Annotated in this window: 24 protein-coding genes; 7 read left to right on the top strand and 17 right to left on the bottom strand. The window is 60.2% G+C overall.

Going from position 1 to position 25,022, the window contains the following annotated elements:
• From CQ017_RS05830 to CQ017_RS05820, 3 genes are all read left to right on the top strand, one after another.
• A complete protein-coding gene (locus tag CQ017_RS05830; RefSeq protein WP_105552939.1) occupies window positions 1-789 on the top strand; it encodes an IclR family transcriptional regulator in 789 nt (262 codons plus the stop codon).
• Between the two features lie 101 nt (window positions 790-890).
• Window positions 891-2,561, top strand: coding sequence for a urocanate hydratase (hutU, locus tag CQ017_RS05825; protein WP_105552938.1), 1,671 nt, complete (start codon window positions 891-893; stop codon window positions 2,559-2,561).
• Window positions 2,562-2,797: 236 nt separating this feature from the next.
• Entirely contained in the window at window positions 2,798-3,205 is a 408-nt protein-coding gene (locus tag CQ017_RS05820) for a hypothetical protein (RefSeq protein ID WP_105552937.1), read from the top strand.
• An 825-nt stretch (window positions 3,206-4,030) separates the two neighbouring features.
• On the opposite strand, the gene CQ017_RS18050 is transcribed toward CQ017_RS05820, so the two are convergent.
• From CQ017_RS18050 to CQ017_RS05800, 4 genes are all read right to left on the bottom strand, one after another.
• Window positions 4,031-4,183, bottom strand: a complete 153-nt coding sequence (locus CQ017_RS18050) for a hypothetical protein (RefSeq protein WP_181148400.1) — start codon at window positions 4,181-4,183, stop codon at window positions 4,031-4,033.
• A 20-nt stretch (window positions 4,184-4,203) separates the two neighbouring features.
• Complete coding sequence (locus CQ017_RS05810) at window positions 4,204-4,473, bottom strand: Rho termination factor (protein ID WP_105552935.1); 270 nt, start codon at window positions 4,471-4,473, stop codon at window positions 4,204-4,206.
• A 173-nt stretch (window positions 4,474-4,646) separates the two neighbouring features.
• On the bottom strand, window positions 4,647-5,156 hold the full coding sequence (locus CQ017_RS05805) for a Dps family protein (protein WP_105552934.1): 510 nt from the start codon (window positions 5,154-5,156) through the stop codon (window positions 4,647-4,649).
• Window positions 5,157-5,391: 235 nt separating this feature from the next.
• Window positions 5,392-8,127, bottom strand: a complete 2,736-nt coding sequence (locus CQ017_RS05800) for an aminotransferase class I/II-fold pyridoxal phosphate-dependent enzyme (protein WP_258133512.1) — start codon at window positions 8,125-8,127, stop codon at window positions 5,392-5,394.
• Window positions 8,128-8,515: 388 nt separating this feature from the next.
• Here CQ017_RS05800 and hutH point away from each other — a divergent pair, with 388 nt between their 5' ends.
• Complete coding sequence (gene hutH, locus CQ017_RS05795) at window positions 8,516-10,060, top strand: histidine ammonia-lyase (protein ID WP_105552932.1); 1,545 nt, start codon at window positions 8,516-8,518, stop codon at window positions 10,058-10,060.
• A gap of 72 nt (window positions 10,061-10,132) precedes the next feature.
• Complete coding sequence (panD, locus tag CQ017_RS05790) at window positions 10,133-10,555, top strand: aspartate 1-decarboxylase (protein WP_096283085.1); 423 nt, start codon at window positions 10,133-10,135, stop codon at window positions 10,553-10,555.
• On the opposite strand, the gene CQ017_RS05785 is transcribed toward panD, so the two are convergent.
• The gene (locus tag CQ017_RS05785) at window positions 10,556-13,021 is read right to left on the bottom strand and encodes an excinuclease ABC subunit UvrA (protein ID WP_105552995.1); all 2,466 of its coding nucleotides are present in this window, start codon (window positions 13,019-13,021) and stop codon (window positions 10,556-10,558) included.
• Window positions 13,022-13,121: 100 nt separating this feature from the next.
• Entirely contained in the window at window positions 13,122-13,490 is a 369-nt protein-coding gene (locus CQ017_RS05780) for a hypothetical protein (RefSeq protein WP_105552931.1), read from the bottom strand.
• Between the two features lie 165 nt (window positions 13,491-13,655).
• Here CQ017_RS05780 and CQ017_RS05775 point away from each other — a divergent pair, with 165 nt between their 5' ends.
• Window positions 13,656-14,153: a DUF6328 family protein gene (locus tag CQ017_RS05775; protein WP_096283087.1), complete on the top strand. Its 498-nt coding sequence runs from the start codon at window positions 13,656-13,658 to the stop codon at window positions 14,151-14,153.
• On the opposite strand, the gene CQ017_RS05770 is transcribed toward CQ017_RS05775, so the two are convergent.
• From CQ017_RS05770 to CQ017_RS05735, 8 genes are all read right to left on the bottom strand, one after another.
• Entirely contained in the window at window positions 14,150-14,959 is an 810-nt protein-coding gene (locus CQ017_RS05770) for an oxygenase MpaB family protein (RefSeq protein ID WP_105552930.1), read from the bottom strand. The two genes, CQ017_RS05775 and CQ017_RS05770, sit on opposite strands and share 4 nt — an antisense overlap.
• Window positions 14,960-15,060: 101 nt before the next feature.
• Complete coding sequence (locus CQ017_RS05765) at window positions 15,061-15,252, bottom strand: hypothetical protein (protein ID WP_105552929.1); 192 nt, start codon at window positions 15,250-15,252, stop codon at window positions 15,061-15,063.
• A 290-nt stretch (window positions 15,253-15,542) separates the two neighbouring features.
• The gene (gene rbsD / locus CQ017_RS05760) at window positions 15,543-15,926 is read right to left on the bottom strand and encodes a D-ribose pyranase (RefSeq protein ID WP_096283090.1); all 384 of its coding nucleotides are present in this window, start codon (window positions 15,924-15,926) and stop codon (window positions 15,543-15,545) included.
• 32 nt (window positions 15,927-15,958) lie between these two features.
• The gene (locus CQ017_RS05755; RefSeq protein ID WP_105552928.1) at window positions 15,959-16,882 is read right to left on the bottom strand and encodes a ribokinase; all 924 of its coding nucleotides are present in this window, start codon (window positions 16,880-16,882) and stop codon (window positions 15,959-15,961) included.
• Between the two features lie 64 nt (window positions 16,883-16,946).
• Entirely contained in the window at window positions 16,947-17,885 is a 939-nt protein-coding gene (locus tag CQ017_RS05750; protein ID WP_105552927.1) for a substrate-binding domain-containing protein, read from the bottom strand.
• Between the two features lie 47 nt (window positions 17,886-17,932).
• On the bottom strand, window positions 17,933-18,901 hold the full coding sequence (locus CQ017_RS05745; RefSeq protein WP_105552926.1) for an ABC transporter permease: 969 nt from the start codon (window positions 18,899-18,901) through the stop codon (window positions 17,933-17,935).
• Entirely contained in the window at window positions 18,901-20,415 is a 1,515-nt protein-coding gene (locus CQ017_RS05740; protein ID WP_105552925.1) for a sugar ABC transporter ATP-binding protein, read from the bottom strand. Before CQ017_RS05740 ends, CQ017_RS05745 begins: the two co-directional genes overlap by 1 nt.
• Entirely contained in the window at window positions 20,412-21,488 is a 1,077-nt protein-coding gene (locus CQ017_RS05735; RefSeq protein WP_105552924.1) for a LacI family DNA-binding transcriptional regulator, read from the bottom strand. The genes CQ017_RS05740 and CQ017_RS05735 overlap by 4 nt, the downstream gene beginning before the upstream one ends.
• 225 nt (window positions 21,489-21,713) lie before the next feature.
• On the opposite strand from CQ017_RS05735, the gene CQ017_RS05730 reads away from it, so the two are divergent.
• Window positions 21,714-22,391 carry a metal-dependent transcriptional regulator gene (locus CQ017_RS05730; protein ID WP_105552994.1) on the top strand — a complete coding sequence of 226 codons (678 nt, stop codon included), beginning with the start codon at window positions 21,714-21,716 and terminating at the stop codon, window positions 22,389-22,391.
• Window positions 22,392-22,410: 19 nt separating this feature from the next.
• Here the strand turns inward: CQ017_RS05730 and CQ017_RS05725 are convergent, their stop codons facing one another.
• The 3 genes from CQ017_RS05725 to CQ017_RS05715 are packed head-to-tail and all read right to left on the bottom strand — an operon-like array spanning window position 22,411 to window position 24,991.
• Entirely contained in the window at window positions 22,411-23,289 is an 879-nt protein-coding gene (locus CQ017_RS05725) for a metal ABC transporter permease (RefSeq protein WP_105552923.1), read from the bottom strand.
• Window positions 23,286-24,026 (bottom strand): metal ABC transporter ATP-binding protein, encoded by a 741-nt coding sequence (locus CQ017_RS05720; RefSeq protein WP_105552922.1) that lies wholly within the window; start codon window positions 24,024-24,026, stop codon window positions 23,286-23,288. Before CQ017_RS05720 ends, CQ017_RS05725 begins: the two co-directional genes overlap by 4 nt.
• Window positions 24,023-24,991 carry a metal ABC transporter substrate-binding protein gene (locus CQ017_RS05715; protein ID WP_105552993.1) on the bottom strand — a complete coding sequence of 323 codons (969 nt, stop codon included), beginning with the start codon at window positions 24,989-24,991 and terminating at the stop codon, window positions 24,023-24,025. Before CQ017_RS05715 ends, CQ017_RS05720 begins: the two co-directional genes overlap by 4 nt.
• Window positions 24,992-25,022 lie beyond the last annotated feature (31 nt).

The raw sequence follows: 25,022 nt of genomic DNA, 5'->3' as shown, positions 1-25,022 counted from the left end.
ATGGGCAGCAAGGTTCCGGCAGCGGAAAATACGCTCCGTGTCTTGCGATTACTCGCAAGCCGGAAGTCGCCGACCCCGGCGGCAATGATCGCCAAGCTGCTGGAGCTGCCCAGATCCAGTGTGTACCAGCTGCTGAATGTGATGCTCGAACAAGGTTTTATCGCCCATTACCCCGAGGAGAAGGCCTACGGTTTGGGGGTATCGTCCTTCGAGCTCTCCAGTGCCTACACCAGACAGGAACCTCTGGCTAGGTTCGGAGCACCGCTGATTGCGCAACTCGTGGACAAGGTAGGCGAAAGCGCCCACCTGGCAGTGCTCCACGGGCCTGATGTGCTCTATATCGTAGAGGAACGCGCCAAGGGTCGCCCCTCGCTGGTCACCGACGTCGGTGTGCGCCTGCCTTCGCATTTGACCGCCTCGGGCCGCGCGATTCTGGCTGCCCTGCCGAAGTCGCAGGTTCGTGCGCTGTACCCGGGCACATCAAGTTTCAGCAACCGCGCGCAAGATAGCGGGATCAATTCCTATCAGCAGCTACGCCGCGAGCTGGACCAGACAACAAAACGCGGGTTCGCCGTAGAACGCGGGGATGTCACGGCGGACTTCCATTCCCTTGCCGTGGAAATACAGGATGCGAATGGTTGGCCGGTAGCCGCGGTTGCGGTGACGTTCCTCGGTGATCGGGTCCCCGAGGAACGTTGGGATCCGTTGCTCGAACAGATTAGGCAAACCGCCGGGCAGCTGACCAGCCGGGTGCATGGGCGACGCCTCGCTCCGGTACGCCCAGTCTGAAATTCCGGACACCACCCTCTGCTAGGGCGTACCCTCCTAGCCCACTTTGGCCAATGATGGAAGGTAGAAAGTTACTTCCGCTGCTGCCAAAGGAGCCCATCATGAATCATGAACCACGAGTCGTCCGCGCCCCGCGCGGTACCCAGCTAAACGCCAAGTCTTGGGCAACCGAAGCCCCGCTGCGCATGCTGATGAATAACCTCGACCCAGAAGTTGCCGAGCGCCCCGAAGACCTCGTCGTCTATGGGGGAACCGGCAAGGCAGCACGCTCGTGGGAAGCATTCGATGCAATTGTCGAGACGCTAAAGGACCTCGAAGAAAACGAGACCTTGCTGGTCCAGTCGGGCAAGCCCGTCGGCGTCTTCCGCACCAACAAGTGGGCACCTAGAGTGCTCATCGCCAACTCGAATCTGGTGGGCGACTGGGCGAATTGGGAGCACTTCCGCAAGCTAGAGGCCGAAGGCCTGATGATGTATGGCCAGATGACCGCCGGCTCGTGGATCTACATCGGCACCCAAGGCATTTTGCAGGGAACCTATGAAACTTTTGCTGCAATCGGCGCGAAACGATTCAACGGTACGCTGGCCAACACGCTGACCCTCACCGGCGGTTGCGGCGGTATGGGTGGTGCCCAGCCATTGGCGGTGACCCTGAACGATGGGGCCTGCCTGATTGTGGATGTGGACGAGTCGCGTCTGCGCCGACGCGTTTCGAAGCGTTACCTGGATGAGGTGGAGCTGGATCTCGATAAGGCTCTAGCCAAGGTAGCAGCGGCTAAGGCCGAAGGCCGTGGGCACTCGGTAGGTTTCGTCGGCAACGCGGCGGAAGTTTTCCCGGAGCTATTGCGCCGCCAGAAGGCAGGCGAGATCTCGATTGACGTCGTCACCGATCAGACGAGTGCCCACGACCCGCTGAGCTATCTGCCGGTGGAATACACGCTGGACCAGTGGGCCCCCGCTGCGGCCGCAGACGCCGCCGATTTCACCTTCAAGGCCCAAGCATCGATGGCCAAGCAGGTACAGGCGATGGTCGAGTTCCAGGACCTCGGCGTCGAGGTCTTCGACTACGGCAACTCAATCCGCGATGAAGCACGCAAGGGCGGGTACGAGCGTGCTTTCGAATTCCCTGGCTTCGTTCCGGCTTACATCCGTCCGTTGTTCTGCGAGGGTCTAGGCCCATTCCGTTGGGTTGCGCTCTCCGGCGATCCAGAGGATATTCGCGTAACTGACCAAGCGCTCAAGGAACTGTTTCCAGAAAACGATCACCTGCACCGTTGGCTGGATGCCGCGGCGGACCGTGTCGAATTCGAAGGCCTGCCTGCACGCATCTGCTGGTTGGGCTACGGGGAACGCCACAAGGCGGGCCTGCTATTCAACCAGCTGGTCGCCGAAGGGAAAGTCTCTGCGCCAATCGTCATTGGACGCGATCATCTGGACTCGGGTTCGGTGGCTTCCCCATACCGGGAGACCGAAGCCATGGCCGACGGCACGGATGCCGTCGCCGATTGGCCGCTGCTCAATGCCCTGACCGCGACGAGCTCCGGTGCTTCGTGGGTTTCGATTCATCACGGCGGTGGCGTGGGCATGGGACGCTCGATCCACGCTGGTCAGGTGTCCCTAGCCGACGGCACGGAAATGGCCGCCGCAAAGCTAGAGGCCCTACTAACCAACGACCCTGGGATGGGGGTCATCCGCCATGTTGATGCTGGCTATGACCGCGCAATTGAGGTTGCCGCCGAACGCGGCGTACGCATACCGATGAACCAGAAATAGCAATATATAGTTTGTTTTCGAGAGCCACGGGGATCTTCAGCGCTAATGTTGAAAGTTCTCGTGGCTCTCTATTGTTCATGGGAAATTTGCCGTTCCGTTAGGCAATTCGAAACAAAGGTGAGCGTTACCTGACCGTTACATAGCATTTCACGGTTAGAACTTGCACATACCTTGGGCACTGCGAATGTGGGGCCATAGCGTGGGACTCGTCAGGAACCACGATCAAGGAGGACTCCATGTCCGAGCACGATTCAAGTGAGCAGTTCGGGAACTTCGACAACAACAATGCTGAGGGCACCAGCCACTCCGACTCTCAAAGCGGCTATGAGAATAGCAGTGGCAACGACGAAAGCCAGACCTATTCCGAGAACAGTGCTAACGAAGGCAATGATTTCGGTAACGACGGTGGACAGTCATCCTACGGCGGCGGTAGCGGCCAAGAGTCCGGCCAGGAATCCTACGGCAGCAACAGCAACCAAGAATCCGGCCAGGAATCCTACGGCAGCAACAGCAACCAAGAATCCGGCCAGGAATCCTACAGCGGCGGCGCCAACGAAGAAAATGAGTTCGGTTCAACAGAATCAGTCAACCGTGGCAATGATTTCGACAGCGAAGATGGTGAACACAACCAATTCGGAAACTAGAATCGCAATGATCTGCGACTAGTTTGAACGCTCATCGGCTGGTGAAGCCTCAAGGGGCAACGCCCAGTAGTAGGAATAGAAGCAACCGATACTTCCACTACGGCGTGGCAAGGCACGCAGATTGCCTGCCTGCGGTTTAACGAAGCCACTGTGCCACTTCGATTTGAAGTGGCACAGTGGCTTCGTTTTTCTAAGCTGTGCGCTTGTGTTCCGGCTCTGGACAGAAAACACCGGCTCCTAGGCTAAGAGCCTGCGCTGGTACCGCCGTTAAGATGGTCTAGGCTGCTGGGCCCGGCAATCAACCGGAAAACACCCCAACACATGAGCATCGCGCCCCATGCGACAACGATCCACATGGGATTCATGCTGGGAATGAGTCCCATGGGAACCCAAAATATGATGGCTAAGAACATGGCTGCAAGCAGGGCACCGCCCGCGGCTAGTCCCAAACCCAAATGTTTACTGTGCGGTCTGGACGCTCCGTGAATTGTCGACATGGCGTCTCTCCTGTTCTTACCGGTATTCCCGGCATAGAATCGGCTATCTTCCATTGGGTTGGCGGTGCAGCAAGAATGGCTCCGCCTGCGAAGCGAAAAGGCCTCGACGTGAATATCGTTAATTCACGATGAGACTCGCGAATTACGTCGATGACCTAGTCACCGTCGTTGTTTTGAACTCCCATATTTTGGTCCCTTCCGGGTGAGTTTTCGACCATTAAATGGTCAAGCAGCCATGCCATCCGAACACGGCCACTACTTACTACGATACTCCCGAAAAGACGTTCCAACGAGGGTTCACACAGATCCATCAGCTACCGGAGCTGAATTAACCGGCGTCGAATCTATCGTCGTTGGCGTCTTTCTCTAGCTCCTCGACCGACGGGTGGTGAATCGGACCTCGACGGGCAACATACTGCTCCTTGAGTTCCTCTCCTTCAATCGGCTCGGACTGGTCTTCGATGATGCCGTCGTTACTCATGACGCGACGTCCTTAGTTCACTAGGAGTTTCGAAGGGCCTGGATCAAATCGGCCTTTCGTTTGTCGGAGTAGTCCGTCAGACCGATCTCTTTCGACCGGCGTTTGAGCTCTTCGACCGTCCAGTCCTCGTAATTGCCAGACTCGCCTCCGCGTTCCCCGACGGTCGATCGGCCGTCCCGGGCGGCGGCATTGGCAATGCGCGCAGACTTTTGCTTGGAGTTCCCTTCTTCCCGCAATTTCTCGTAGAGTTCTTCGTCCTTAATTGGGTTTGAACCGTTGTCCATAGCCATAGATGAATCGCCTCTCAATTGACGTGTAGACGTTGCGAGAACACCCCGTCTATCTTCAACGGTAGGCTCTTCGCGCTGCAGATTCTAGGGGTATTTCGAGTTTCCGATCGGCACCCGAAAACCGCGAGGGAGCCGACGCAACAATTGCCTCGGCTCCCCCTAAATCAGTGATGCTATGGTGTGCGATTTTCGGCGCTAATGAACCACGCCTGTTGTTCAAGGCCAGCAATGTACCCGTGCAGGATGTCAGCGCTGGTCGGGTCTTCCTCATCGACTGCGTCATGTACGTCTCGGATGACTCCGACGGTGTTCTGCAGGGCTTTGACCACCATATCCACGGCCTTGGTCGTCAGAATCTCTCCGTTGTTTGGTTGCTCGAGTTCGCTGTATTTACCTATGGTGCCGGCCAGGCCATCCGGAGTGATGTGCATAGCGCGCATACGCTCTGCAATTTCATCCGAGCCGCGGCGAGCGATATCCACGATCTCATCGAGGTTCTGGTGCAGGTCGCGGAAGTTCGGGCCGATAACATTCCAATGGATCTGCTTGCCAACAAGCTGCAAGTCCAGCAGTTGCACCAACACGGACTGCAAGGCATCTCCGAGGGCAGCGGTGGCAACGAAACCACCTTCAGCGTTCTCCTTCGAGGTTTTGCTTGCCGGTGTGTTCTTGGTTTTTGTCATAGATCCTTCTCCTTTTACAGTGAAGTTACCGTGCATCTGACTCAGCCATCGGGGCCGAGCCCTCATTACGGACGCTACCCGCAACGCGTCAATGAAGCCAGCTCAGACCAATTACTCACACGTCCCTCTGACTAATTTCACAGTTGTCAGTGCCAGCTTCGAAGAGCTGCATGTACGGCGATGGGCTAAACGTATGGGCAGGAATCTCAGCTGAGATTCCTGCCCATACGAAGAATCAAGACTTCTTCGCTGCCACCTCGGCCAATGCTTCACGGGTAAAGACCTGGTACCCGTAGTCACGGTGGTATCCGTGGATTTCTCGGGTATCGAGCACATCCATGTAATCGAGGATCTCCGTCGACACGACCTGCCCCGGAACTAATACCGGGAATCCTGGAGGATATGGAGTAACGAACGCCGCCGAGACTACCTGTTCGCCACTTTGAATTTTTTGACGAATCTCTGGTGAGAAAATGAAGTGCGTAGCCGGATCCTTATAGGTCAGATAGTAGGCCGAACGCATATCGCCGCTGCCACCGCCGCCGCTGAACTCCTCGGCGAAATAGCTGAAATCTGGCATTGGGATCTGCGTCGGCGGAACCTTTTTCCCGTCCGCTAGCGCCCGGCCATCCAATCGGCGTTTATGCTCCAGCTCTTCGGCGATCTTGACCAGCACCTCAATCAGGTGGGCCACCGCCGAACGGTTAGTGCCGATGTTGGTCATCAACAGGACCGAGGTGCGGCTGGTCTTGTTGACCTGAATTGCATGACCGTCCATCAGATAGGTGTGCTTGAAGGTGTCTCCATCCACTCCTGTGCGGCTGATGTCCAGGGTCAATCTTGATGGGTCAACGACGAATTCATCTTCAGACCAAGACCTGTCCCAAACTTCCAACCCGTCACGAACTGGGTTGCCGGTGTCGCTGCAACGGTATTGGTGCGGGATCAGGTCCCTCGTATCGAGTACCTGGAAGTACTTGCTGAGCAGCTTATTGCGTGACATCGCCCGGACGATCGATTGAGCCAAGTCAACCTGGCGCTGCACCAACGCATAGCCCTCCAACTCAGCCTGGCGCCGCCCGATATCAAGCGAGGCGAGGATCTGATAGTTCGGCGAGGTCGAGGTGTGCGTCATATAGGCCTCGCGGAACGTATTGCGGTTACGTTCTGCGAAATCTTGATCGTGAATGTGAATCATTGACCCTTGGCGCAGTGAGGTCAGCGTCTTATGCGTGGACTGTGTCGAATACACGCGCAGGCGGGTCTTGGCAGGATCGGCGAGCAGTCGCGTCTTCAGCCAGGCATCATCGTTTGCCGGGTCATCCAGCGTTCCTGGTTCGGGCAGTTCGGTACGCTGCGCGGCAAAACGCTCACGATATTCAGATGTCTCAAACGCCGTTTGCATGCGTTGGGCCGCAGACATACCGGTGCGTTGACGGTAGACAGGATGGAATCCGGCGAAAGCGAACCACGCTTCATCCCATAGGAAGACCAGATCTGGCTTGATGGCCAAACACTCTTCCATCACGCGACGCGGATCGTAAATAATCCCGTCGAAGGTGCAGTTGGTCAATGTGAGCATTTTGACCTTGTGCAGCAGGCCTTCGCGGCGCAACTGCAACAGCCGTCCCTTGATTTCTTCCAGCGATACGGCACCATACATGGAGTGCTCGTTCAGCGGGTAGGCCTCCAGGTAGCTGACGCTTGCACCGGCGAGCACCAGGGAGTAATGGTGTGATTTATGGCAGTTGCGGTCAACTAGCACGATGTCACCGGGCGCAAGGATCGACTGGTGAACGATCTTGTTCGCGGTGGAAGTGCCGTTGGTGACGAAGTAGGTGCGGTGGCTGTTGAAGGCGCGGGCCGCCAGCTCGTGGGCTTCCTTGATGGAGCTCTGCGGATCCAAGAGGGAATCCAATCCTCCGGAAGTGGCAGAGGTTTCGGCCAACAGCAGGTTCTTCCCGTAGAAGTCCACCAAGTCTCGTGCCCATGGCGAGTTCTGCACCGACCCGCCGCGAGAAATCGGCATCGCGTGGAATACCCCGCCGGGGCGTTTGGCGTACTTTTGTAGCGCGTGGAAGAACGGAGTGTTGTAGCGTTCGAGCACCTCGGCGATGATCGACAGATGCAGATCCATGCCGTCGTTGCGTGAGAAGATGCGCTTGAAGCGACCGGTAATCTCGTGCGCGATAGATTCAAGTGCAACGCCGGCGATCAGGTAGACCGGGATCTCTGGGCGGAGCAGATCGATGATCTCTTCCAAATCCAAGATCCGGTCGATTTGCCTTGCCGTGGAAAAGTGTCCGGCTGTATGCCGTGACACGTACTTTCCTAGGGTGGAGCTCAGCCGGCGCCGAGTGTCCAATTCGAAGCGGGCGGTGAGTACAACCGCCTGAATGGTCGGGTTGATGACAATCGCGGCCAGCGCGTCCTCGACGCTGGGCACGACAACGAAGCTGTAGTTGAATGAATCGGTTCGCTGACGCTGTTCGAGCATCTCGATCTTGAATCGCTCAATCTCATCGGATGGACCATTGTCCACCAACAGAATTTCGACCTTGGGGACGAACTTCCGATGGATTGCTCGTGGTTCACCACCGCCCAGCTCGTTGCTTTGGGCAGCAGCCTCGGCTTCCTCCGCGTCGCTGTCGTTGCTTTCGCCGTCGATGTATTGGGTCTGCGTCCGGAAGGACTGATTCGCCAGATATACCTTGCTCAGCGCATCACGGAAGTGGCCTTCGTGCATCAACGTTTCAACTTCGTTGAAGTAGTCTAAGCCCGGCGTGGCCCAGTAGGGTTCAATGGCAGAAAGGAGGCTCAGTAGTTGCGTAGCCTCGTGCTCATGCTGCTCGCCGGAGACCTTGTCGTCGATACCGCGAATGATCTCGCCAAGTACATATCCCAGGTGCTCCCATGCATCCTTGCGCTTTCGCCAAGCGCTTTCTGGTGTTGCTGTTACTTGATTCTTCATTGTGGTCAACCTTGCGCTCACGGTTGCCGGTCCTTCGCTCGTTCTTCGTTGCATCGTTAACCGGTTTGTTAACAAAGCCATGTCACGTCTTTGTGCTTTGGTCTCCAGAGCTTACGTCAACTTCAACATAGTTTTGGTATTCATGAAGTCAATTCGCGAAATTCTCGTAACTATCACTCACGCTTTCTGCCACAGAATGAAATATGCGAAATTAGGGAATTGATTTGCGACAACGAGGTGAACATTTTTGAAATTTATAAATCTAGAATCCGCTTCGCCGCTATGTCCGAGATACCAGACAGATGAGCACCAGAGTACGAGAATCTGTGAGGTATCTGGCGAAGAATAGATGGCAGAGACAACTTCACGAACGAACGGAAGAGCTTCAATGAATTCCAACCAACCTTCGGTGACGCTTCGCCTATCGAACGCCACCGCACAGGATGTATTGCGCGTGGCTCGTCAGGATATCCACGTTGATATTTCAGCTGAAGTCAGCGAGAAATTGGCCGAGGTTCGCGCACATATCGATGCGTTGGCTGCATCCGAAACTCCGGTATACGGGATTTCCACGGGCTTTGGTGCATTGGCCACCCGGCACATCGCTCCGGAAGACCGCGCCAAGCTGCAGCGCTCGCTGATTCGCTCGCACGCTGCTGGCATGGGTGCACCGGTGGAACGTGAAGTGGTTCGTGCCTTGATGTTCTTACGCGCCAAAACCCTGGCGAGCGGCCACACCGGTGTGCGCCCGATAGTTCTAGAGACCATGGTGGCGCTGCTTAATGCCGGGATCACACCGCTGGTGCGCGAATACGGTTCGCTGGGTTGCTCCGGTGACCTCGCACCGCTGTCGCACTGTGCGCTGGTGTTGATGGGTGAAGGTGAGGCCACCGATAAGCATGGAGTGATCCGTCCGGTTCCCGAACTCCTTGCAGAAGCGGGCATTACGCCTTTGGAGCTTGCAGAAAAGGAAGGTCTTGCGCTGGTCAACGGCACCGACGGAATGTTGGGCATGTTGCTGATGGCATTGGCCGATCTGGAAGATTTGGCTGACATTGCCGATCTCAGCGCTGCGATGAGCGTCGAGGCCCAGTTCGGCACCGATCAGGTGTACCGCCCCGAACTCCACGAACCATTGCGGCCGCACCCCGGCCAGGCAGTGAGCGCCGCCAACATGTTCGCCGCGCTGGACGGCTCCGAGCTGGTCGCCTCGCACCGCGAGGGCGATGGCCGGGTGCAGGACGCCTATTCGTTGCGCTGCTCTCCGCAAGTCACCGGGGCCGTTCGCGACACCATCACCCACGCCCGCATGGTCGCCACCCGCGAATTGGCCGCCGCCATCGACAATCCGGTGGTGCTGTCAACCGGTGAGGTTTCTTCCAACGGAAACTTCCACGGTGCCCCGGTTGCCTACGTATTGGATTTCCTGGCAATCGCCGTGGCCGATCTAGGGTCCATCGCCGAACGCCGCACCGACCGAATGCTTGATCCGGCACGTTCGCGGGACTTGCCAGCATTCCTCGCCGATGATCCCGGAGTTGATTCGGGCATGATGATCGCACAGTACACGCAGGCCGGACTGGTTGCGGAGAATAAGCGATTGGCTGTGCCAGCGAGCGTTGATTCGATTCCGTCTTCTGCCATGCAGGAAGACCACGTGTCTTTGGGTTGGCACGCGGCCCGCAAGCTGCGCACCGCGGTAGACAATCTGCGCCGAGTGCTGAGCATCGAATTAGTGGTTGCCGCGCGGGCCTTGGACCTGCGCCAGCCGCTGACCCCGGCACCGGTCACCGGAGCCGTGCACGACGTTTTGCGCACCAAAGTTGCCGGCCCCGGCGAGGATCGGTTCCTCTCCGCAGAGCTCGAAGCGGCCTACGGATTGGTAGCCGACGGAACGGTACTTGAGGCCTTGCATCGCGCACAGGGACGATAGCCCACAGGAAGTTTGCCGTGCCGGGTAGTAAACTGGCACGGCAAACCTTCTTTTAGATTGGGAACTCGTTCCATGCAACGCACCATGTTTAAGTCCAAAATCCATCGGGCGACCGTCACCCAGGCCGACCTGCACTACGTCGGCTCGATCACCATCGATTCCGAACTGCTTGCGGCCTCGGATATCCTGCCGGGCGAACTAGTCAGCATCGTGGATGTCACCAATGGGGCACGTCTGGAAACCTACACCATTGCCGGCGAGCCAGGCAGCGGCGTGATCGGCATCAACGGTGCCGCCGCCCACCTAGTTCATCCGGGAGACCTGGTGATCATCATCAGCTACGCGCAGATGCAGGACGCCGAGGCCCGCGCCTACGTGCCAAGCGTGGTCCACGTGGATGGTCAAAACAAGATGATTCATCTCGGTGATGACCCAGCCGAAGCAATTGCCGATGGCGTGCAGAGTCCGCCGTACGCGCAGCTTCGCGGCAACTAGTTAGCTGTCGTCTCCGGCCAGCCGAAGTGCGAGGAATTGCGCGGTCCGGCTGGCCTGGTTCTGCGCCACCTGGTGCGGTGTTCCCGCGGCGATAATTCGTCCGCCTCCGTCCCCTCCGGCTGGCCCCAAATCGATCACCCAATCGCTGGCTGCGACGACATCCATATGGTGTTCCACCACGATCACGGTATGTCCTTGGTCCACCAGCTGGTGCAGTTGCGCCACCAACAGCTGCACGTCGGCAGGGTGCAACCCGGTGGTCGGCTCGTCCAGCAGATACAGGGTATGACCACGGCGCTGGCGTTGCAGTTCGGTGGCCAGCTTGATCCGCTGGGCCTCACCACCAGACATTTCGGTGGCCGGCTGTCCCAATGACAGGTAGCCCAACCCGACCTCCCGCAAAGTCGCCAGCGCACGGGCCGCGGCCGGAATTCCGGCCAGGAATTCCTCTGCCTGAGCAACGCTCAGCTCCAACACCTGCGCAATGTTCTTCCCTTGGTATTCGACCTCCAAGGTCTGTTCGTTGTACCGGGTTCCCTGGCACTGCGGACATGGTCCATAGGTGCCGGGAAGGAAGAGCAACTCGATCTCCAAGAAGCCCTCGCCCAGACAGTTCTCGCAGCGGCCGCCGGCGACGTTGAAGGAAAACCGGCCTGCCCCGTAACTGCGTTCACGCGCCAGTGGCTGGTCGGCGAAGGTCTTGCGGACCGCGTCGAACAGGCCGGTATACGTGGCCACGTTGGAACGCGGGGTACGTCCGATGGGTTTCTGATCCATCAGCACCACCCGATTGATCTGACCCGCCCCGGTCACTTCCTTGATGACAGCCTGCACCGGTGCATCTTCGGGTTCATCTTGGGCTGGTACGGCCGGACCGCCCGCGCCTTGGGCCAGCGCCCCGGAGACCAGACTGGATTTTCCCGAACCTGATACACCGGTCACCGCGCAGAAAACACCCAAGGGGAATTTCGCGTCGACATCCACCAGGTTGTGCAGGTTCACCCCGCGCAGTTCCAGCCAGTCGGTGGCGTTGCGCAGGTTGCGCGCCGGTGCCGGAGAAGCGTCCAAGAACCGGCGAGTCACCGACTTTTCGACCTGAGCCAGGCCGGCGACCTCCCCGCTATAAAGCACCTGGCCACCACCGCTGCCCGCCCCGGGTCCCACATCAACGATCCACTCGGCGCGGGTGACCACGTCCATATTGTGTTCCACCACGAACACCGAATTACCCTCGTCCTTCAAGGCGGAAAGCACCTCGATCAGCGGTTGCACATCGGCCGGATGCAGCCCCGCCGAGGGTTCGTCCAGCACATAGATGACGCCAAATAATCCGGCACGCAGCTGCGTGGCAATGCGTAGCCGCTGCATCTCCCCCGGTGAAAGGGTTGGAGTACTGCGGTCTAGGCTCAGGTACCCCAGCCCGAGTTCTAGGAGCACTTCGATTCTGGCGAGCAGGTCGGTGCTGATCATGCTCACCACATCGGCTTGGGCCTCGCCACCGGTCACGGTCGCGAAGGGGCGCAAGAGCTCAGCCAAGGATTGCAACGAGCGCGCGTTGAATTCGGCAATGTCCAGCTCGGCGAACTTCACCCGAAGCGAGTCGCGGCGGAACCCCGTCCCGGAGCACTCGGCGCAGGGTTGCGAATGCATGAAGGCCAACGCCTTGGCGCGTAAATTCTCGCTCTTGGAGGTCGCCACGGTATGGCGCACATAGCGTTCGGCGCTCCAGAACCGTCCCTTATATGGTTTTGCTACACGATCTCTTTCGGGGGTCACCTCGACCACCGGTTGCTCCTCGGTGAAGAGCAGCCAGTCACGCGTTTCCTTCGGCAAGCTGCCGAAGGCAACGTCAATGTCGTGGCCGAGGTGGGTGGTGATATCGCGCAGGTTTTTACCCTGCCAGGCTCCCGGCCAGGCGGCAATCGCGCCGTCCCGGATGCTCAGCGATGGTTCGGGAACCAGCGACTGCTCGCTGACCGAGTGCACCGTGCCCACTCCATGGCATTGTTGGCATGCGCCGACAGCGGTATTCGTGGAGAAGGCATCCGAATCGAGCCGGGCCGCTCCTTGCGGGTAATCCCCGGCACGTGAGTAGAGCATCCGCACCGAGTTGGACAACGTGGTCAGCGTCCCGACGCTGGACCGGGAGCTGGCGGTCCCCCGACGCTGCTGCAAGGCGACCGCCGGCGGCAGACCAGAGATGAATTCAACCTTCGGGGCATGGCCTTGGGCGATCAATCGGCGCGCATAGGGCGCTACAGATTCGAGGAAGCGCCGCTGGGATTCGGCGAAAATTGTGCCAAAGGCCAAGGAAGACTTTCCTGAGCCGGAGACCCCGGTGAAAGCCACAATCGCGTCGCGCGGTATCCGCACTTCCACGTTATCCAAGTTATTCTCGTTTGCGCCGCGCACATGGATGTATCCGTCATGGTTTGCCGCCGCCTGGCTCGGTGCAATACTCTTCATCTTCCCCACAGTATGCGCCGCGAGCCTCACCGCCCAATTTCCACGCCGTGCGATTGGCTCTTGTGAACGCTAGTTACCCGAACCTGTCCGGTCGCTCTGGCTAGTCATCGCCACGGCACTCTGCCGCCGGGCAGCCTTGCCAGGTTTTCGAGAAGTATCCGACGATATCGATCCCTTCGGCGAACGGATATTCCTCAGCTACGGTGCCGTGGATAAATTGTGTCGCTTCGTTCAAGGCGAGGTGGAAGAAACGACAAACCGCTTCAAAGTTCCATACCTCCATGGTGAGTTCAACCAGCTGGGGGTGCGTCATCGCCCCACGTGTATCCAGCCTGAGCACTTCGGCGAATCCGTACACAATGTCGGCGCTGAGTTCATGCGCCGCGCCGCAGTCGCACCACGAGAGTCCTTTGTCAGGCATGGTCCAGATATCTGGCTGAATGCGTGCTTCGTTCTCGAGTTTCATCATGACCTCCCTTATAGTTTTCCTACTGGGATACTCAAATTACCCATGAAGGCCGACAGTTTGGAAAGTCTGCAACCCGACGTCTTGTCTAGTTTCAAGAAAATTGGCGTAGCCTCAGCTGGCGAACCTGTTCCGCTGGCGGTCGCCTTCTGATCGAGGAGAGCTGTGATGAATAAGCGTTCCCATCCAGATACCAGCGATGGTGCCCCGCATCGCCAATGGAACGAATTGCTCCAGGAAATGCGCGTGATGCAGACAGGTCTGCAGATTCTGGCAGCTTTTTTGGTGGTCCTGCCTTTCCAGGCGAGATTTGAAGTGCTCACCCACAAGGATGAAATTGTTTACGTCGTCTTGCTGGTCGCTGCGACCCTGCTGATCCTGCTACTGATTACCCCCGTGGCCGTTCACCGCTTTTTCTTTGGCCAGCGGCTGAAGGAAAAAACGGTAAACCTTGGCCATATCGTGCTAAAAATCGTGGGTATCGGGGTGGGATTGCTTGTCTCTGGCTGCGTCTGGTTCGTGTTGCAGGTATTCTTCGGCTGGGAAACCGGTGCTTGGATCGGTGGCTCGTTGATCCTGGTGACGTTGTTCTTGCTGCTTGCCTTGCCACGCATCCTGTTTCCAGGCAGACTCCAAGATGTTGGCCAAGCAAAGACCGGCGGCTAGCCCATCCGGTCCACATGACGTAGCATCCATCGCATTGGCGCGTGCCTGATAAATTTGGGCAATATCCGCGTGGCCAACCGCACGAAGGAGATGGCTCGCGCGTTGCGTTTGGCGGCCTTCGCGGAAAGCTCGTAGCCGAATTGTTCGCGCACCGTGGGTGGAAGCTGGGCGATGGTCACATCGCGCATCAAGGGCAGTCCAATGCGGATCCACCACGGGGCGTTGCTACCCAAAAAGAGTTCATCGGCCAGGCGACGAGTCTGTGGAGTGACGCTCAGCGTGTTGAGGGTTCGGTCGAAATACTCATCAAATTCGCCAAGGCTGTCCGGCCAGAAGTGAGCCGGCATTTGCAGAGCATCACCCAGAGCGGCGTACTGCCGGTACAGGTTCTCGTTGTCGCTGGATTCAGCCATGGGGAGGATTTCGGCGGCGATAACCCGTGCCGAGTCATAGAGGGTTGCGGCAACCCACATCTGCAATTTTGGGTCCATCGCCGAGTAGGCCGGAGTTTCCCGATCGGGGTTTCGCGTACCGTGTACCGGTTGATGCGCGGTGTTCACGTAGTCGATGATGGTTCTTTGCTGTTCTGGGGTCCCGTTGCTCAGCGCGTAAATATAGCCAAGGGTATGGATCAACCGGCCGAGCGGATTCGAAGCAAAATCAGAATGCTTGGCGATGGCCAAGCCAATCTGCGGGTGGGCGAGTTGCAGCAGGATCGCCCGTCCGGCGCCGAGCAAGAGCCCGGCTTCGGGCGCAATAAGGGAAAAAACCTCACCGTGTCGTCCTGCCATCTTGCGTTGCCTCATGAGGCCAATTCTAGGGACCAGCTTGTGAAACAACTATCTGGGCTTCCCCCGCGTAGCCGGCAAACATGAGGAAGCCCTGTCAGAATCTGGGAACAGAAGCATCAAGCTTCGTTCGTGGCCACGTACTTCAGCAGCTTCACGATGGTAAGCCCAGCCAAGAATATTATTCCCGCCCAAATTACCAAGCCTGCTTGCAACTGGCTAGGTTCATGGAATAGTGCTGGCACGGTCAGGATCACAGTTGCCGCGCCGATCGCCATAGCAGCAAATGCTGCATAAAAAGCTATCTTCATTGGCTATCCTCCATAAAAGATCGGCATGACGCTAACACCATGCTCATTCCGGTGCGCTTGCGAGTGAAGCGCTGTGCGCGATGCTAATCCAAGCTCCCGTCAACAGCAGCTCGTCTCGACTAACCCACCAGAAGAGAACCAAGCACATATCCCCTTACTGAGCTACCGGGTGCACGCGAATTAGGTTTGCAGTGGACTGCCGATCAGTTGATGTTCCAATGCATTTCTCTGTCTGGCAGACAGCAAAGCCGGTGCCGGCAGGCTGTTGGCACCGACTGGAAGCTGGTCGATCAGAAAGCCACGCCGCAGTGCAGAATCACGTTTGCGTAGGGGGTCGCTTCCCCGGTGCGCACAACGATCTTGGCCTGGGGCAATGCGGCTTTCAGCTCCTCATGGGAGATGAACCCCGGCTCGAGCCCCCGCGACACGCACAGTTCCTGGACCACCCCGCCCTCGGCCTCTGCAGCCAGGGTGCTTTGCTCAATCACCATGTTGCGGCTCAGCACCTGAAGCACCTGCTCGAAGCTGAGCAGACCCGGAGTCAGCGCCAGATCGATGACCACCGGACCTTCCGGAATCGGCAGGCCGCAATCGGCGATCACCACGGTGTCGGTGTGCCCGCACTTGGCCAGTGCGCCAAGCAGCGGGGCGTTGAGGATTTCGGATTTCAGCACGAAGGCTTCCTTAGGTCTTGCTCGAAATGGTCTTAGAGGTTCTCTAGCGAACGCGGGTAGGAGGCCTGGGCACCGTGCGCCTGCACGGTCAGGGCTGCGAACTTGCCCGCAAATTCTGCGGCTTGAGCCAAGCTATCGCCGTTGGCCAAGCGGGCGGCCAGCGCACCGGTAAAGGCGTCGCCGGCACCGGTTGTGTCCACGGCCTTGACCTTGACCGCTGGCAGCACGCGAACTTGGACTCCGCCGTTTTCTATTGGGACCCGGTCGGCGACCAGGCAACCGTTGGCACCGAGCGTGATGACCACGCTGGCGATGCCCTCATCAACCAGCATTCCGGCGAGGCGCTCATATTTGCTGTCGAAGCGGCGGGCAGGGTGCGGGTTCAGCTGCTGCAGCACGGCTTCGGCCTCATGCTCGTTGACCACCAGCGGGTTGGCCTTCAGCAGGTACTCGCGGTCCAGTTCGATCACCGGCGCCAGGTTGAGCACAACCCGGTCGGTGGCCGAATCCATGGCTGCCTTGATGCCGGAGGCAGGGATCTCGCCCTGCAGCACCAGGATCCCGTGCAACTCGCCGGCCGCGCTGACCGCGTCCGCGGTCACCGTCGAGTTGGCTCCGGAAACCACCGCGATGGAATTCTCCGCGGCCGCATCCACCTGGATGATCGCCACACCGGTGGGCTCGCTGGCGCGGGCCACGCGATCCAGCTTCACCCCGGCCTCTTCGAGCTGCCCCAGAGCGATTTCGGCGTGGGAGTCGTTGCCAACGGCGCCGATGAATTCGGTGGCGGCGCCGGCCAGCGCAGCGGCCAGCGCCTGGTTGGCCCCTTTGCCGCCGGGCGAGAGCTGGTAGGAATCGGCCAACACGGTCTCACCGGGGCCGGGCAGGCGGTTCATCAGTGCGGTGATGTCCACATTGCTCGATCCAACGATGGTGACTTGTACGTTGTCCTTCATGATTTTTCCTTAGCTTGTTGTAGCCGCATTGGCTCTCGACCGACGAAAGGGGTGCTGCCTGGAATTACTTGGTGGCGTACTCGGCGACGTTTTCGGTGTCAACGGTGTCTACCGCGACCTGAACGGTCTCTTCGACGGCTTCGTCCTTCATGGCCTTGGCCAGGATCTGCACCGACTGCTTGCCCAGCTCGGCTGGGTTCTGCGCGATGGTGGCAACGAGGGTTCCTGCCTCGACTGCCTTGAAGCCGTCCTCGGTGCCATCGAAGCCGACAACCTTGACGTCCTCGCCGGCCTTGTCGCCCAGCGCCTGGATGGCTCCGAGGGCCATTTCGTCGTTCATGGCCAGCACGCCGGCGGCGTCCGGGTTGGACTGCATCAGGTTGGTGACCACGTCCAGTGCCTCGGCACGGTCGAAGTTGGCGGTCTGGCTGGAAACGACCTCGATATCTGCGAATTCCTTCAGGCCCTTGGTGAAGCCTTCGCCGCGCTCGTTGGTTGCCGAAGCCCCTGGCACACCCTCAAGGATGATGATTTTGCCCTTGCCGTCGAGGGCTTCCGCCAGTGCCTTGGCCGCCTGCTCGCCGCCGGCGACATTGTCCGAGGCGACGAAGGAAGCGACCTTGGTCTCTCCCACCGAGCGGTCAACGGCGACGATCGGAAGCTCGGCCGCGACTACCGGAGCCAGACCGGCTTCCGCGGTTTCGGTGTCCACTGCGTTGATGATGACCCCGGCGCTGCCGTCGGTGGCGGCGGTGGCCAGCTGGTTCGCCTGGCTGGCCGAGTCGTTCTGCGCGTCGACCACCGACAGCTCGATGCCCTGCGCCTGGGCCTCGGCTTCTGCGCCGTCACGCAGGTCTACGAAGAATGGGTTGTTCAGGGTCGATACGGCCAGGGTCGCCTTGCCGCCCTCGGCGGCCGCTTCGCCGCGGCCACAGGCGCTGGCGCCGAGTACGAGGGCTAGTCCCAGGGTCAGGACGGTGGTCTTGCGTACGATGTGCTTCATCGGGTTCTCCTTTGAACTAAATGTTGGGTGGTTGATCAATAAAAGTCTTAGTGGCGCACGTTCTTGCGGCGCAGCACGTCGAAGCCCACGGCGATCGCGATGACCAGGCCGATGACGACCTGCTGCCAGAAGGCGGAGACCGAGAGCAGGTTCAGGCCGTTGCGGATGACCGCCAGGACCAGCGCGCCGATCAGCGTGCCGGAGATGCGTCCGACGCCGCCGGATAGCGAGGCGCCGCCGATGACTACCGCGGCGATGGCATCCAGCTCGTAGCCGCTGGCGAGGGTCGGCTGCGCCGAATCCAGGCGTCCGGCCAGGATCATGCCCGAGAGCGCGGCGAAGATGCCGGAGATGACGAAGACGGTGACCAGCACGCGCTTGACCGGGATTCCGGAGAGCCGGGCGGCTTCGGTGTTGCCGCCCACGGCGAAGGCGTTTTTGCCGATGATGGTGCGGTTCAGCACGAACGCCGCGACCAGGCCCGAGACGATCAGGATCAGGATCGGCACCGGCATGAAGCCCAGGTCCCCGCCCAGCCAGGACACCGCGTCGCCGGTGGCGATCGGCCGTCCGTCGGAGATGACCAAGGTCAACCCGCGCACGATGGTGAGCATCGCCAGCGAGGCGATGAAGGTGGGCAGCTTGCCGAAGGCGCTCATCGCCCCGGTGACCCAACCGCACAGTCCGCCGATGGCCAGGCCGACGATAATCGACAGCCCGTCGGGCAGTCCGGCGGTGGTCACCCAGTAGGAGGAGGTCATCGCCGAGATCGCGGCGATGGAGCCGACGGACAGGTCGATGCCGGCCGCGACGATCACGAAGGTCATGCCGAAGGCCATCACCGCGATGGTGGAGACCTGGATGCCGATGTTCATCAAGTTCGGCCCGGTCAAGAAGCGCGGGGTCGCGATGAACATGGCAAGGCAAAGAACAACCAGGCCGACTAGGGCACCGTTGTTGGCAAGGAATGCCTTGAAGTCAAAGCCCTTCTTGGGGGTGGTGGCTACGCTGCTCATTACTTCTTTCCCATTTCATCTTCGCGGTGCACATTGCTCACGGCCAAGGCCATGATGCTGTCTTGAGTGGCTTGTTCGGTGGCTAGTTCCCCGGCGATGCGCCCCTGGCTCATCACCAGGACGCGGTCGGACATGCCCAGCACTTCGGGCAGTTCGCTGGAGGCCATCAGCACGCAGCCCCCGGAGGCGGTGATCTCATTGATCAGTTCGTAGATCTCCACCTTTGCCCCGACGTCCACGCCGCGGGTTGGCTCATCGAGCAGCAGCACCTTCGCGCCGGCGGAGAACCAGCGTCCGAACACCGCCTTCTGCTGGTTGCCACCGGAGAGCGAGCGGATCGGCTGGTCGATATTTCCCATGCGGATGCGCAGCCGGACGGCGACGGACTCGGCGCGCGCCCGCTGGCCCTTGCGGTCCACCAGCCCGCCCTTGGCGGTGGCCGCCATCGTGGCGTAGCCGATGTTCTCGGCTACCGAGGCGTCCAGCACCAGCCCCTGGGTTTTGCGGTCCTCGGGCACATGGCCCAGGCCCGCGCGGGTGGCTGCCGCGACGTCGTTGCTCGGCAGTTTTTTGCCGGCGATCTTCACGGTTCCCGAAGAGTACTTGTCCGCGCCGGCGATCGCGCGGATCAGTTCGGTGCGCCCGGCTCCCATCAACCCGGCCAGGGCGACGACCTCGCCGGGGCGGACCGACAGCGAGATGTTCTCCAGCGCGCCGAGGGACAGATTTTCCACGCTCAGCAGCGCGGTGTCCCCGGGAACGGTTGCCTGGCGCGGGAACTGGGCGTCGATATCGCGGCCGACCATCAGGCGCACCAGTTCGCTCTCGTCGGTGTCCGCGGGCACGGTGGCAATGAATTTGCCGTCGCGCAGCACGTTGACGAAGTCGCCGATCTCGGCGATCTCATCCAGGTGGTGGCTGATGAACACCATGCCCACGCCCTTGGCCTTGAGCTGGTTCACTACCTCGAAGAGGCCTGCGATTTCCGCGTTGGTCAGCGCCGCGGTCGGCTCGTCGAGAATCAGCACGCGGGCGTCCAGGGACAGTGCCTTGGCGATCTCCACCAGCTGCTGCTCGGCCAGGCCGAGGTCCCCCACCGGGGTGTTCACATCGAGGTTCAACCCCAGCTGGTCCAGAGCCTCGCGGGCGATGCGGCGCATCTCGCGGCGGTTGATGATGCCAAAGCGGCGCGGCACTCGGCCCAGGGTGATGTTCTCGGCGATGCTCATCGAAGGCACCAGGTTCAGTTCCTGGTGGATGGTGGCGATGCCCAGGGCCTCGGAGGCCTTGGTATCCGGGATCTTCACTTCCTTGCCGTCCATCAGGATCCGCCCGGAGTCCGCGGTGTGCACTCCGGCGATCATCTTGATCAGGGTGGACTTGCCCGCGCCGTTTTCGCCCAGCAGGACCGAGACCTTGCCGGCGTGGACCTCCACTGTGACTTCGTCGATCACTTGGACGGGGCCGAACGATTTGCAGACCCGGTCCAGGACCAGTAGAGCGTCATTACTCATGGGCGTGGCTTTCCTTCCATCACTGGTGTTGCTTGAGCGGCCACCGAGGCGCGCGCGGTAAATTTGCTTTGCAGCTCGTGGGGTGCCGGGTTCTCGCCCTGCATGACCGCGGTCAGGGAGGCGACCGCGAGCTTTCCCATAAGCCCCAGATCGTGGCTGATCGTGGCGATCGGCGGGTCATGCAGCAGCATCGCGTCGACCTCATCGAAGGTGATCACCGACAGCTCGGCGCCCACGCGGAGGCCCGCTTCGCGCCAGACGGTGAGCGCGCCGATGGCCATCGGCGCGTCGGCGATGATCACGGCGCTTGGCTTGGCGCCGTGGTTCAGCAGCCAGCGCGCCGCCTCGGCACCGGAGGCGGGCTTGAAGTCGCCGACGAAGTGCAGCGCTTCGTCGTGCTGCAGGCCGTTCGCGGCAAGCGCCGACTTGAAGGAGCTGTAGCGTTCCAGCGCGGTGGAAGCGTGCTTCGGCCCGCCGATGAACGCGATCTTGGTGTGGCCCAGATCCTTGAGCGTGGCTACCGCTTGGTGGACCGCCTCGGTGCTGTCCGTGGTGATTGCCGGGACGCTGCTTCCGCGCAGCGCGCGGTCCACGAAGACCGTGGGGATGCCGCTGGAAAGGACGCGGTGCATCATCAAGCTGGGCGCATCGGCTTCTTCGTCCAGGCCTTGCGGGACGATGATCAGCCCGTCCACGCGGCGCGAAAGCATGGTTGCCAGGAAGTCGTCTTGCTGGGTGGAGTCTTCGTTGGCGTTGCCCATGAAGGTCATCAGGCCCGCGGCCCGCGCATGCTGTTCCACAGAGTGCGCCAAGTCGGAGAAGTAGGGGTTGCGCACATCGGAGATGAGCAAGGCGATGGAGTCCGTTTTAGTGGAGCGCAGGGAGCGGGCTTGCGCGTTGGGCATGAAGCCCAGCTCGCTGGCTGCTGCCTCGACCTTGGAGCGGGAGGCCGGAGAGGTGGCCGGGTGACCGGAGAGGACGCGCGAGGCGGTGGCAACAGATACACCTGCTGCGCTGGCGACGTCCTTGATGGTGACCGCATTCATGGCCGATAAGCTCCCTTGCTTACTCATGTAATCGATTCCATGGAATCGATTACACAGTCTTCCCTACGAAAGATTTCTAGTCAAGGCCGGCCCTGCGTCATCCACATGAGCAAACCCGGCGCACGCCGGGGACCCGCCCGCGACCAGCAAGTTTCGAAGGAAGCACGAACTGGTCACCGAAAAACTCAGATTTATTCCGCCGGATCGGCGGCTCCCCTGCGCCCGGTGCGCGCAGTTGACTATGATGAAAGCGTGTCGGTAACTCAGCTTTCGGATAGTGCGCAGAATTATCTCAAGATCATTTTCAGTCTGAATGAATGGTCTGATGAGCCGGTGACCCCAACCGTCATCGCCGAGAAGGCCGGGGTGAAGCTGTCCACGGTATCCGGTGCCATGGCCAAGCTGCGTCAGCAAGGCTTATTGGACCACGCGCCCTATGGCGCGGTCTCGCTGACCGCGCGCGGCCGTGAATACGCCGTCACCATGGTGCGCCGGCACCGGTTGATCGAGACTTTCCTGGTGCAGATGCTCGGCTACCGCTGGGACCAGGTCCACGATGAGGCCGAGCAACTTGAACATGCGGTTTCGGAATTCATGATTCAGCGCATCGACGAGCTGCTCGGGCACCCGACCCGTGATCCGCATGGGGATCCGATTCCCACCGCGGAGGGCGCGGTCTCCACTCCGGTCGCAATCCTGCTCGCCGAAGCGCAGCCGGGGCAAAAGGTGACGGTGGAGCGGATCTCCGACTCGGATTCCGAACTTTTGCAGTATTTCTCCGAGAACGGCATCACGGTCGGCGCGCGGCTAACCATCGCCACCGGCGCCCCGTTTTCCGATACCTTGGAGGTCTCGGCGAACGGCAGCGACTCGGTGATCCGGCTCGGCACCCGGGCCACCGAATCGGTCTGGGTTTCTTCCCTGCCCTGATCCGTCGCCGAATGCGCCGCTATTTGGCGGCGGCTTCCAAGGTTTTGCGGCGGCGCAGCAACATGAGCCGGTGCGCCACCAGTCCCTGCCGCGGGCTGAACAGGTAGACCAAGACGAAGATCGCGCCCTGCGAGAGCACCACCATGCCACCGGTTGAAGCATCCACGTAGTAGCTGACGTACACTCCGATGATCCCAGCCAACGCGGCAAGGCCCGGAGCGATGATCAGCATCTTGCCGAAGCTGTTGGTCAGCAGATAGGCGCTGGCCCCGGGGATGATCAGCATCGCCACCACCAGGATGACCCCCACTGCCTGCAGGGCCACCACCGAGGTCATGGCGAGCAGGCCCAGGAGCACCGCCCCGATCAACCGCGGATTCATCCCCAGCGCGTGCGCGTGGGTCGAGTCGAAGGCGTACAAGGTGAAGTCCTTGCGCTTCAAGACCAGAATCAGGAAGGTCACGGCCCCAAGGATGATGACCTGCCAGAGATCTGCGGCCGAGACTCCCAGCAGATTCCCGAAGATGATGTGGTTCAAATCCAGATGGCTCGGGGTGACCGAGATCAGCACCAGGCCGAAGGAAAAGAGCGTGGTGAAGACGATGCCGATGGCCGCGTCTTCCTTCAGCCGGGAGGTGTCCCGGACTCCCCCGATCAGCGCCACGGCTAGGAAGCCGAAGACCAGGGCCCCCAAAGCGAAGGGCGCGCCGACAATGTAAGCGAGCACAACCCCGGGCAACACCGCATGGGAGACCGCATCTCCCATCAGCGACCAGCCGATCAGCACCAGCCAGCAGGAGAGCACCGCGCACAGGATCGCCGCGATGACCGTGACGGCGAGCGCTCGCACCATGAAGGTGTAGCTCAGCGGTTCGGCTAATAACTCGATCAGATTCATGCTGCGCCGCCTCGGTTCATCGGATCCAGGCCAAAGGCCATGGCAAGATTTTCAGGTTGCAAGACCAATTGCGGGTCTCCTTGCATCAAGACCTTGCGCATCAAGAGGATCGCTTGGTCCGCCAAGGTCGGCAAGGCGTGCAGGTCATGGGTTGAGATCAGCACGCTTCCGCCCTGGTCCGCCACCTCGCGCAAGAGCTTGGTGATTGTCGCTTCGCTGCGCTTATCCACTCCGGCGAATGGTTCATCCAGGAGCATGATGTTTGATTCCTGGGCAATGCAGCGGGCCACGAAGGCGCGCTTCTTTTGCCCGCCGGACAATTGCCCGATTTGCCGTCCCGCATGCTCGGCCAGGTCCACGCGTTCGAGCGCGGCGTCCACCGCGATCTGGTCCGCCTTTTTCGGACGCCTGGTGAAGCCCATATGCCCGTAGCGTCCGGTCATCACGACCTCGCGCACCGAGATCGGGAAGTCCCAGTCGACCGCCTCATTCTGCGGGACGTAGCCGATAGCCCCGGATTTCCGCGCCTGCAGCGGGCTGGACCCGTTGACCAGCACCTTGCCGGTATCGGGCTTGAGCAACCCCATAATGGTTTTGAATAGCGTAGATTTTCCGGAACCGTTCATGCCGACCAATCCGCAGACGGATCCGCGCTCCAATTGCACCGAGGCCTTATCGAGGGCGAGGACCGTTCCATAGTGAACCGTCGCTGCGTCAACGTCGATTGCAAGTGTCATTTGAGTTCTCCTCGGAGGGCACGGGCGATGGTTTGCGCGTCATGGGTGATGAGGTCCAGATAGCTGGGCACCGGACCGTTGGGCTCGGAGAGGGAATCCACGAAGAGCGTTCCGCCATACGCGGCGTCGGTGGATTCGACCACGCGCTGCATGGCGGAGTCGGAGACCGTCGATTCGCAGAAGACCGCGGGAACCTCGTGCTCGCGAATGTAGTCGATGGCTGCCGCGACCTTGCGCGGGGTGGCCATGGATTCGGCGTTGACCGCCCAGAGATATTTTTCGCGCAGTCCGGCATCGCGGGCCAAATAGCTGAAGGCCCCTTCACAGGAGACGAGCACGCGTTGCCGCTCCGGCACTTGGGCGAGGTCTGCCGCTAGCTGGTCCTGGACCGCTTGCAGCTTGTTCTTATAGATTTCGCCATTTGCGGCAAAGTCCGCCGCGTGCTCGGGATCGAGTTCGCTGAAGCCTTGGACCATATGGTCCACATAGATCTTGACATTCAGCGGACTCATCCAGGCATGCGGGTTGGGTTTGCCGATACCGGCATCTTCGGCGATGGAGATGACCTCCACCCCGTCGCTGACCGTCAGGTGCGGTGCCGGATTGTCGTGGACAAATTGCTCGAACCAGGCTTCCAGATTCAGCCCGTTGTCGAGGATCAGATCCGCGTGGGAGGCACGTCGCAGGTCGTCCGGGGTTGGTTCGTAGCCATGGATTTCGGCCCCCAGCTTTGTCACCGATTCCACGCGCAGATGTTCGCCGGCAACATTTTCTGCGATGTCCGCAAGGACCGTGAAAGTCGTCAGCACCACCGGACGGCCGTCCTGCGCGGGCTTCACTTCCGGCTCCTTGGACGCACCGCATCCGCCGAGCACCAGCGCTAAAGCGCAGGTCAGGGTCAGGGCGCGCAGAAGCCGCGACCCATGTCGTCTACTTTGCGCTGTTTGCACCGTTGCCCACACCATTTCACATTTGATCGCCACGAAAAATCCGCTT

The organism is Arthrobacter sp. MYb224 (assembly GCF_002975455.1).
Lineage (GTDB): Bacteria > Actinomycetota > Actinomycetes > Actinomycetales > Micrococcaceae > Glutamicibacter.
The sequence above is the reverse complement of the archived record's forward strand: the minus strand, read 5'-3'. Positions and strand labels throughout refer to the sequence as shown.

Excerpts from the sequence above, each read along its gene's own strand:
- CQ017_RS05830 (WP_105552939.1), top strand. The coding sequence starts at position 1 with ATGGGCAGCAAGGTTCCGGCAGCGGAAAATACGCTCCGTGTCTTGCGA.
- hutU (WP_105552938.1), top strand. The coding sequence starts at position 891 with ATGAATCATGAACCACGAGTCGTCCGCGCCCCGCGCGGTACCCAGCTA.
- CQ017_RS05820 (WP_105552937.1), top strand. The coding sequence starts at position 2,798 with ATGTCCGAGCACGATTCAAGTGAGCAGTTCGGGAACTTCGACAACAAC.
- CQ017_RS18050 (WP_181148400.1), bottom strand. The coding sequence starts at position 4,183 with ATGAGTAACGACGGCATCATCGAAGACCAGTCCGAGCCGATTGAAGGA.
- CQ017_RS05810 (WP_105552935.1), bottom strand. The coding sequence starts at position 4,473 with ATGGCTATGGACAACGGTTCAAACCCAATTAAGGACGAAGAACTCTAC.
- CQ017_RS05805 (WP_105552934.1), bottom strand. The coding sequence starts at position 5,156 with ATGACAAAAACCAAGAACACACCGGCAAGCAAAACCTCGAAGGAGAAC.
- CQ017_RS05800 (WP_258133512.1), bottom strand. The coding sequence starts at position 8,127 with ATGAAGAATCAAGTAACAGCAACACCAGAAAGCGCTTGGCGAAAGCGC.
- hutH (WP_105552932.1), top strand. The coding sequence starts at position 8,516 with ATGAATTCCAACCAACCTTCGGTGACGCTTCGCCTATCGAACGCCACC.
- panD (WP_096283085.1), top strand. The coding sequence starts at position 10,133 with ATGCAACGCACCATGTTTAAGTCCAAAATCCATCGGGCGACCGTCACC.
- CQ017_RS05785 (WP_105552995.1), bottom strand. The coding sequence starts at position 13,021 with ATGAAGAGTATTGCACCGAGCCAGGCGGCGGCAAACCATGACGGATAC.
- CQ017_RS05780 (WP_105552931.1), bottom strand. The coding sequence starts at position 13,490 with ATGATGAAACTCGAGAACGAAGCACGCATTCAGCCAGATATCTGGACC.
- CQ017_RS05775 (WP_096283087.1), top strand. The coding sequence starts at position 13,656 with ATGAATAAGCGTTCCCATCCAGATACCAGCGATGGTGCCCCGCATCGC.
- CQ017_RS05770 (WP_105552930.1), bottom strand. The coding sequence starts at position 14,959 with ATGAGGCAACGCAAGATGGCAGGACGACACGGTGAGGTTTTTTCCCTT.
- CQ017_RS05765 (WP_105552929.1), bottom strand. The coding sequence starts at position 15,252 with ATGAAGATAGCTTTTTATGCAGCATTTGCTGCTATGGCGATCGGCGCG.
- CQ017_RS05755 (WP_105552928.1), bottom strand. The coding sequence starts at position 16,882 with ATGAAGGACAACGTACAAGTCACCATCGTTGGATCGAGCAATGTGGAC.
- CQ017_RS05750 (WP_105552927.1), bottom strand. The coding sequence starts at position 17,885 with ATGAAGCACATCGTACGCAAGACCACCGTCCTGACCCTGGGACTAGCC.
- CQ017_RS05745 (WP_105552926.1), bottom strand. The coding sequence starts at position 18,901 with ATGAGCAGCGTAGCCACCACCCCCAAGAAGGGCTTTGACTTCAAGGCA.
- CQ017_RS05740 (WP_105552925.1), bottom strand. The coding sequence starts at position 20,415 with ATGAGTAATGACGCTCTACTGGTCCTGGACCGGGTCTGCAAATCGTTC.
- CQ017_RS05735 (WP_105552924.1), bottom strand. The coding sequence starts at position 21,488 with ATGAGTAAGCAAGGGAGCTTATCGGCCATGAATGCGGTCACCATCAAG.
- CQ017_RS05725 (WP_105552923.1), bottom strand. The coding sequence starts at position 23,289 with ATGAATCTGATCGAGTTATTAGCCGAACCGCTGAGCTACACCTTCATG.
- CQ017_RS05720 (WP_105552922.1), bottom strand. The coding sequence starts at position 24,026 with ATGACACTTGCAATCGACGTTGACGCAGCGACGGTTCACTATGGAACG.
- CQ017_RS05715 (WP_105552993.1), bottom strand. The coding sequence starts at position 24,991 with ATGGTGTGGGCAACGGTGCAAACAGCGCAAAGTAGACGACATGGGTCG.